This window comes from Bacteroidales bacterium (assembly GCA_029210725.1).
Lineage (GTDB): Bacteria > Bacteroidota > Bacteroidia > Bacteroidales.
In genome coordinates this window covers 38947-47137 of sequence record JARGFM010000027.1, presented here as the reverse complement: position 1 = coordinate 47137, position 8191 = coordinate 38947, and the positions used below count along the sequence as shown (strand labels likewise).

Here is an 8191-nt window from a genome sequence, read left to right as displayed (position 1 = left end):
GTGGGGTAGGCGTAATGGTAGTAATTCCCTCCGTAATAGGCCCTGTTATCATAGATCCTGGACTTCACGGGTGCACTGTAGCGTGCCTCGGTCGTGATCTTGTTATTGGGCCTGCGATAGGTACTGCGAGGATTGTTCGAAGTGGACATACTCACAGGTTTGCGAACCCGATTGGTTTGAACATTTCGTTCGGGCTCGACAGTCCGGGCATTCTGCTTACGAACCTGGGGGTTCTGTACTTTCTGAGCCGGCTGTGCCGGTCGGGCATTCTGCTTACGAACCTGGGGGTTCTGAACTTTCTGAGCCGCTTGGGTACTTTTCGCTTTTTGGGAGCTGCTTTCCCTGGTATAGGTCTTTGTAACCTTGGCCCGTTCTTTTCTTTCTTCAGGGGCGGAACGACGTGCTGATTGTGCCTGAATATTTGTTGAGGCAAAAACCAGTGCGATCAGCAATCCGATGGTATAGTTTCTGGTTTTCATGATTTCCCTGTTTTAAGTTTTACATCTTTGCTGCTTGTAATTCAAAATCAGTGCCAAATTAAGTAAGTGTATCTTGTACGCCTGGGAGATGGCAGGCGTAAAAGTCAGGATACCAGTATGATCGTGATAAAAAGAAAATCCCGGCTCATTTCGGAACCGGGATCCTCTTTCACAGATTCAGTTTTAGGGTTAGTGACTATTTTGTGCTAGTCTGTAACAGTTCTGTGTTAGCAAATATAGAGGTTAATTTTTAATATCCAAATCATAGTGATCCAATTCAAGCCTTATGTAATCAAGCTTCACCGCCAACTCTGCCCTGATCTCTTCCCGGTCGTTCTCCTTGAAGGCCTCCTGAAGCGGTCGACCATGCTGCTTGTTGAGACAGAACCACGATTTGCTCCGTGTTCAGATTCCTGCAAGGGTTTCTGAGCTGAATACAATGGCCTCGTACGTATAGAGTTCCGCATTTTTCCATCCATCCCAAGCCAGGCCGGCCTTGTATTTGGAACAGTTGCCCAGGAAATCCTCTGTGCTCCACTCCTGATTCGCGGCCACCTGAGGTAACAAGGTGCCTCTGCCGGACCCATGTTTCATATATATACCATGCCTACCGATAACAATTTCGGAAGGATCGTATATTCTCTTTCTCGGAGTCAGGATACTGATTTCTATGACTAGCCGGTGGAGTTCTTCGGGATGAATGCTGGTAAATCTTAAATCCTCACTGGCCGCGGAAACTGCCATTTTTTCGACATTTTTATACAGAGGTGCCTCTTCAGAAAAGGTTCCTATGCATCCCCTGAGATTCTGATCCACATACACGGATACAAATGCACCGCATTTGCTTTCAATTACATCTGTTATATCTGGCGGGGAACTGACAGGCCGGTTCATGGGATCGATCCTCACAGAAATGGCATCGAAGGCTATGTGGAGCAAGGTCTGCTTCTCCTTTCTGGTGATTCTCATGCATAGACGATTAGAGAAATGTAACTCACTACTTCAGGGGAAGGGGAAACCTCACCGGAATGACCTCTTGCCAGAACCTCGATCTTATAGCCGGGAGATTCTGAAGCGGCATACTCCATCAGTGCCATAATGGGGCCATAACCACATACAGATACATGCTGCTCTGCGACTGTGCGTTCAACACCGGGAGCATTTCGTTCCATGATGCGGTCCAGAATATACTGATCCTTTTCCCATCCTTCGGAAGGGGACAGAAAATGTGAAAAGTCACAGGATGCCAGAACCATGATTTTCCTTCCGGTTTGTGCCACTCCCCGCCTGATTCTTTTTGCAACAAGAGCCGCTTTTGTATGCGCCTGATCCAGCATACAAACCGGAACAATGGAAAAGGGATGGTCGTTCAGAAAATACTGGATAAAAGGAATGATCACTTCTGCCGAATGTTCCAGGGCATGGGCTCTTTGATCAAAGGGCAGGTCCATGGCAGCGGCAAACTCCCTGTCCAGGGGCACCTCTCCGACGGCATTGGACCAGAGGGCCGAGTCATCGATGGCGAGCGGGGCGCCATGACCCGAGTGATTCGGATGTACGATCACAAAAGTATCGGGGAATAAACGATGTCTTCTGATGAGTTGAAAAAACGGAATGGTCTGGTAACCTGAATAGAGATGGCCTGCATGGGGCAACACGGCACCGTACACACCTTTGGGCGACAGATCAGGCTCCGGATACCTGCCCGATTGTTCAATCTCCATGATCTGGTCAAAAATTCGGCTTTTGGAAGAGGGATAAAACCTCCCCTCGACTGCTGCATTTCGGCTTCTCATCTGGCTTCGTTATTAAAGACTCCAATAATTTCTTTTTTACAGCCTGTACAAAATCCCCCCGGTCCTATACCCTTAACAGTGGCCTTATACAGAAATCTTTCAATTAAAAGATTTCCGCATGAGGGACAATAAGTGTGGTTGTCAAGTTGCGGTGTATTTCCCGGGTACACATAATCAATCATTTCTCTGGCATGCTCCAGGAACTCTTGAATAGTGGAGAGAGGAGTGGGGGGGGTATGCATCTGATAATTGGGATAGTACCTGCTGACATGCAATATGGTCTCCCTTCCGCAATAATCTGATATCCATTTGATCATATCTCTCCACTCTTCCCTGTCATCATTATGGTCCGGTATTATCAGGAAAGTGAGTTCCAAATGTTTACCGCTTCTGGCAATGCTTCTGATGGATTCAAGCACAGGGTGAAGACTGGCTCCAGAACGCTCTTTATAGAAAAGGTTCCTGAAGGATTTAAGATCTATATTAAAGCCATCCATCAGGGGGAGCAGGTCCTCCAGGGGGGCGGGATTTATATAAGCATTGCTAACCATTACATTGCTCAAATTGTTCTCTTTGATCAGTGTCGCGCACCGGATCATATACTCATAAAAGACGGTGGGTTCATTGTAGGTATAGGCCAGACCAATATTATTCGGATGCAATAAGGCCTTTTTCACCATGTCTTCGGGCTTTTGGAAAGAATGCCGGGAAAATATCTTTTGATCAATCTGACTAATTTCGCAATTCTGACAGAAATCACAGTTCAGGTTACAGCCAAAACTCCCGATAGACAAAATATGACGTCCCGGTTGAAAATGGTAGAGAGGTTTTTTCTCTATGGGATCTGAGGAGATGGCAGAGAGGATTCCGTAACTCTCGGTAAAAAGGATTCCGCCCTGGTTCACCCGGGTGCGGCATTTACCATACTGACCAGGTTCAATCTTGCATCTGTGCGGGCAGAGCTGGCATTGTACCTCCTGATTATCCAGTTGCTTGTAGTATAAAGCCTCCTGCATGAGCTAAAGTTACGACGAAATTGCGATGAATTCCACCATTAAACAAAAACACCGCTATGTGGTTAATATATCATGTATATTTAAAAAGCTCAGGATGAGAAAATACTATTTGTCTGCATGCTTCAGTCTATTATTTATTATATCCCTTTTCGGAAACTCTGATATGAAAAAAAACTACGAAATTGCGACTTTAGGTGGCGGATGCTTCTGGTGTGTCGAAGCGATATTTGAACGTGTACAAGGAGTTCAACACGTGGAATCCGGGTATTCAGGTGGAAATGTACTGAATCCCGATTATAAAATGGTTACAAGTGGCAGTACCGGTCATGCAGAGGTGGTGCAGATTACCTTCGACCCGGAAACTGTCTCCTACCTGGAACTTCTGGAGATTTTCTTCAAGACTCACGATCCAACCACCCTGAACCGGCAGGGGGCTGATGTGGGCACACAGTACAGATCCATCGTTCTCTATCACAACGAAGAGCAAGAAAGGCTTGCCAGGCAAGTCATCCGGCAGCTAGATTCAGAGAGGATATGGACCGGTCCGATCGTAACCATGGTGGAGCCGTTTGAGGCCTTCTACAGTGCCGAGGCATACCATCAGGAATACTATGAAAACAATCCCAATCAGGGATATTGCCGGCTGGTTATCACGCCTAAACTGGAGAAATTTGAAAAAGTCTTCAGGGAGAAGCTAAAATAGGATCATCGGTGTTTCTGGCCGGGAGACTGACAATGAATGTGGAACCATTGCCCGGTTCACTTTCAACGCGGATCGTGCCCTTGTTTCTTTCCAGAAATTCCTTACATATCAAAAGACCCAAGCCTGATCCGGATTCGCCGGTTGTACCCGGTGTAGAGACCACCTCACTGGAAGTAAAGAGTTTCTCCTGTATTTCAGGCTGAATTCCTATGCCTTCATCCGAAATCAGGATTTTACATTCCTCCGGAGCAGCTTCCGATTTAAGCCGGATTTTCCCACCGGGAAAACTGAATTTAATGGCGTTGATGATCAGGTTCCTGAACACGGTACGGATCATGGCCTTATCGGCAAAAACCACACAAGCCTTGTCCATATTAACCAGACAATCTACTTTTTTATGGTCCAGGTTAGCCTGAAGCTCTCTGACACACTCCTGGAGCAGCCCTTCCACATGAATGGTTTCCGGTTCATATTTAAGGGCTTTCATTTGTGATCTGGCCCAGATCAGCAGATTTTCAAGCAGGTTCTGAATCCTTTGGGTTCCCTGAAGAATCTGAAGGAGATACTCTTTTTGAGTTTCTTTGGTAAACTCTTCAAAATTGTCATAAAGAAGTTCGGAGAATCCTGTAACGGCAGCCACCGGATTCCTGAGATCGTGTGCCACCACTGAGAAAATGCGGTCCTTGGATCTGTTCAGATTCTGCAGTTCGTTTTCAGATTCACTGATTTTTTGTATGGCATTTGAGAATTGCAGGTTTCGTTCTGCCAGCATCTGGTTGGTTCGTTTTTTGGACCGGAGGTTGATGGCAATGAAAATCGCCAGGGCGACTATGATCACAATGAATATAATGAATAGCTTATTCAGCATCTTTTGCACCTGTGATTCTGATTGCAGCTGCTGGATCTCTTTTTCGCTGATCTCCTGTTCATATCTGCTCCTGAGACGCATGATCTTCTCCGACTGGTCTTCATTAAAAAGCGCTTTGTAGAGCGTATCGTACCTTAACTGCCAGTTATAGGCAGATGCATAGGAACCCGGTTTCGCATGGAGCCTGGCCAGCTCCTCGTATACCTCCAGCTCCAGGGAGCGAAATTTACGCTGCTGGGCTATTCTGAGTGCCTGGTGCAGATACAGGAGTGCAGAGGCCTGGTCTCCAATCTCCCCATATAAGGATCCAAGGTTCACATATACAGTTCCCGCAGTATTCTGATCGTTTGCCCGGATGGCCAGATTCAGGGCCTTTCTGAAATAGTCCATTGCCAGCTCCTTCTCGTTCAGCTCATCGTAAGTCAGGGCCGAATTATTGTATACTCCCGACAGGATATAATACTCCACGGAGGAGGCAAGAGAATCGGGATCAAGCTCATTCATCACTTTCTGAAAATAGAACAGAGCCGAATCGTAAAGCTCCCGTTCGTAGAATATCATCCCTAAATTGCTTAAGGATCCATACTCTTCCGCAGAAAGCCCGATTTTACGGTAAATGCTATAAGCTTTCAAATAGTGCTTTTCCGCCTCATCCCATCGTTGCATATCATGAGATACATTACCCAGATTGTTCTCCATCTGGGCGATGCCCATCCGGTCATTCTCCCTTTCATAAGCATTCAGGCTCTGCATGTAGAAGAAATACGCCTCACTGAAATTGGCCATATCATAATAGAGGTTTCCCATCTTCAGGGCACAATCCCCTATCTGGTCGAAATCCTCCAGCCTGATAAACTCATCATAGGCCTTCCTGTAATATAGCAGGCTGCGCTCGGTAAGGAGTTTTAGTTCATAAATCTGTCCTTTACTCTTATAAATAAAGGGAAGAAGAGATTCCGGATCGTTTCTCTGGAGAATCAATTCTGCCCGGTTGGCAAAATAAAGTGCGCTATCCGGAAAATCCTTCTGCAGTGAAAGAGAAAGTTCATAATACGTAGTGGCCTGTTCATTATCGGTTCTGTAATCCTGGCCATGGAGATTCCCGAATGGCCAGGATACAATGCAGAACAAAACCAGTATTCGATTCATGGGCTGAAAGGGCTTCTCTGGTAGAGTATAGACAAATATACTTATTTTGGGATGAAAACAGGCATGGGGGGACCGCTGAAAACAACTCTTTAAGCAGGCTTGCTTACTTTTGGGAAAACCTGTTTTCATGGAAAAAAATCAGAAGTTTTCCCGTGGTGAAGAGCTGGCTAACGCGGCCTCTCATTTTTTGGGATCCCTGCTGTCAGTGGCCGCTTTGATATTGATGGTTGATTTCTCGATCCTCCATGGAACCATCTGGTATGTGGTAAGCACCTCCATTTTTGGAGTATCTATGATCGTGCTTTATTTCTCCTCCACACTGACCCATATCCTTCCCATGGGTAAAGCCAAGGACCTGTTTTTCAACTTTGACCGGATCGCTATCTATCTGCTGATTGCCGGGACCTACACGCCCATCGCTCTGCTCACTTTACACGGGCCCATCGGCTGGGTGATATTCGGGATTGAATGGGGACTGGCCATCCTGGGGACGGTCATGATCCTTATGCGACCCGGTGATTTTAATGACGGGGTGAGCACCTTTTATGTGGTTTCCTATGCGGTAATGGGCTGGCTGATCCTGATTGCTGTTGTACCGTTGATCCAGCGACTGCCCCTGATGGGGAGCCTTTGGATCCTCATAGGCGGTTTATGTTATACTCTGGGAATTCTCTTTTACAAGGTCATACGTTTTCCTTATCACCATCTTGTATGGCATCTGCTGGTACTGGCAGGAACTGTTTCACACTTCTTCGCTGTATTTTTCTATATGATCCCAAGGTAAATGGAGAAATGTTCATTCTCCTTGTGCTTTTGGTTTTAATTTATATTACTTTTGTAGTGTTATTAATTATCAATTTTTTACAATGAAAGAAGGTAAAGTAAAATTCTTTAACGAATCCAAGGGATATGGGTTTATTAAGGACGTCGAATCCGACGAAGAGTATTTTGTCCATGTATCAGGTCTGATTGACAAGATCAAGGAAGATGACAATGTAACTTTCGAACTTTCCGAAGGACGAAAAGGATTAAATGCAGTGAATGTCAAACTTATATAGTTAAACATATCATCTCATATTAATCTGAACCCTTCGCATTGGGGCGGGGGGTTTTTTTGTTTGTTGGTATATTCCGGTTATTTTTATGGCCAACTCAAACTTTCAACAAATGAAACTAGATCGCCGCCGCTTCCTGTCCAGTACGGGAGTCATTGCAGCAGGAGCCTCCCTGGGGCTTCATGCCAGCGAGCACCAGAAATCCAGAATCCTTCCTGTCCAGCAGGAGCTTCCATCGCTGGAAGGTCGTAAAGTTTTATACACGTATGGCGGGTGGAAAGGACATGAACCCGATCAATCCCTGGAACTTTTCAGACCCTGGATGGAGAAGGAGGGTGCCAAAGTGGATGCTTTTGATACTCTGGAACCTTATGAAGATGAAGCCTATATGAATGAGGTCGATCTGGTCATCCAGGTTTTCACTATGGCCAGCATCACCGGGAGTCAGGAAAAGGGACTTATTAAGGCGGTCTCTTCAGGTTGCGGCCTGGCAGGCTGGCATGGAGGGCTCTGCGATTCCTTCAGGCAGAATGTGGAATATCAGTTTATGACAGGAGGACAATGGGTGGCCCATCCGGGAGGGGTGATCGATTACCGGGTAAAGGTGACGGACCATGAGGATCCCGTCACCAGGGGACTGTCTGATTTTGATATGCACAGTGAACAGTATTATTTGCATGTGGACCCCAATATGAAGGTGCTTGCCACAACCACTTTCGGGGCCGATCATGCTCCCTGGATCGATGGCTGTACCATGCCGGTGGTCTGGAAGAAGATGCATGGCTCCGGACGGATATTCTATTCTTCGCTGGGACATGTCATGAAGGACTTCGAAGTGCCGGAAGCCCTGGAGATTATGCAGCGAGGCATCCGGTGGGCCTCTGCCAGCAGATATGCTCCTGCTGAAGCATGGAAGAACCCTGTCTATTAAATCTGATTAAATCAATCTTAGTTGTGATGGGATTTCTGAAAATAATGCTTAATTTTCAGGCTCACTTTTAAGAAAATGAAAACTGGGATCAATCATATTAGCTGGCGTTGGCTTTGGTGGAACTACCGGACAAGTGCTTCGTGGGCAGTGGTTGGGCTGTAAAACAGACAGATCACAGAACAAAATACGCGGGG

Annotated in this window: 9 protein-coding genes; 4 read left to right on the top strand and 5 right to left on the bottom strand. The window is 46.3% G+C overall.

What is annotated here, in order from left to right; translation table 11 throughout:
* The 4 genes from P1P86_13380 to amrS form a co-directional block, all read right to left on the bottom strand.
* Positions 1–479, bottom strand: a 479-nt coding sequence (locus P1P86_13380) for a hypothetical protein (protein ID MDF1576174.1), incomplete at its 3' end; no start/stop codon positions are given.
* 405 nt (positions 480–884) lie between these two features.
* Positions 885–1448 carry an AmmeMemoRadiSam system protein A gene (gene amrA, locus P1P86_13375; GenBank protein ID MDF1576173.1) on the bottom strand — a complete coding sequence of 188 codons (564 nt, stop codon included), beginning with the start codon at positions 1446–1448 and terminating at the stop codon, positions 885–887.
* Positions 1445–2275: an AmmeMemoRadiSam system protein B gene (gene amrB / locus P1P86_13370; protein MDF1576172.1), complete on the bottom strand. Its 831-nt coding sequence runs from the start codon at positions 2273–2275 to the stop codon at positions 1445–1447. The genes amrA and amrB overlap by 4 nt, the downstream gene beginning before the upstream one ends.
* The gene (gene amrS, locus P1P86_13365; protein MDF1576171.1) at positions 2272–3291 is read right to left on the bottom strand and encodes an AmmeMemoRadiSam system radical SAM enzyme; all 1020 of its coding nucleotides are present in this window, start codon (positions 3289–3291) and stop codon (positions 2272–2274) included. Before amrS ends, amrB begins: the two co-directional genes overlap by 4 nt.
* Before the next feature lie 163 nt (positions 3292–3454).
* On the opposite strand from amrS, the gene msrA reads away from it, so the two are divergent.
* On the top strand, positions 3455–3994 hold the full coding sequence (gene msrA / locus P1P86_13360) for a peptide-methionine (S)-S-oxide reductase MsrA (GenBank protein ID MDF1576170.1): 540 nt from the start codon (positions 3455–3457) through the stop codon (positions 3992–3994).
* On the opposite strand, the gene P1P86_13355 is transcribed toward msrA, so the two are convergent.
* A complete protein-coding gene (locus P1P86_13355) occupies positions 3975–6011 on the bottom strand; it encodes a tetratricopeptide repeat-containing sensor histidine kinase (GenBank protein ID MDF1576169.1) in 2037 nt (678 codons plus the stop codon). The genes msrA and P1P86_13355 overlap by 20 nt on opposite strands.
* 127 nt (positions 6012–6138) lie before the next feature.
* Here P1P86_13355 and P1P86_13350 point away from each other — a divergent pair, with 127 nt between their 5' ends.
* The 3 genes from P1P86_13350 (at position 6139) to P1P86_13340 (ending at position 7997) form a co-directional block, all read left to right on the top strand.
* Positions 6139–6795: a hemolysin III family protein gene (locus P1P86_13350; protein MDF1576168.1), complete on the top strand. Its 657-nt coding sequence runs from the start codon at positions 6139–6141 to the stop codon at positions 6793–6795.
* A gap of 82 nt (positions 6796–6877) precedes the next feature.
* On the top strand, positions 6878–7069 hold the full coding sequence (locus tag P1P86_13345; protein MDF1576167.1) for a cold shock domain-containing protein: 192 nt from the start codon (positions 6878–6880) through the stop codon (positions 7067–7069).
* Between the two features lie 109 nt (positions 7070–7178).
* On the top strand, positions 7179–7997 hold the full coding sequence (locus P1P86_13340) for a ThuA domain-containing protein (GenBank protein MDF1576166.1): 819 nt from the start codon (positions 7179–7181) through the stop codon (positions 7995–7997).
* The last annotated feature ends 194 nt before the right edge of the window (positions 7998–8191 follow it).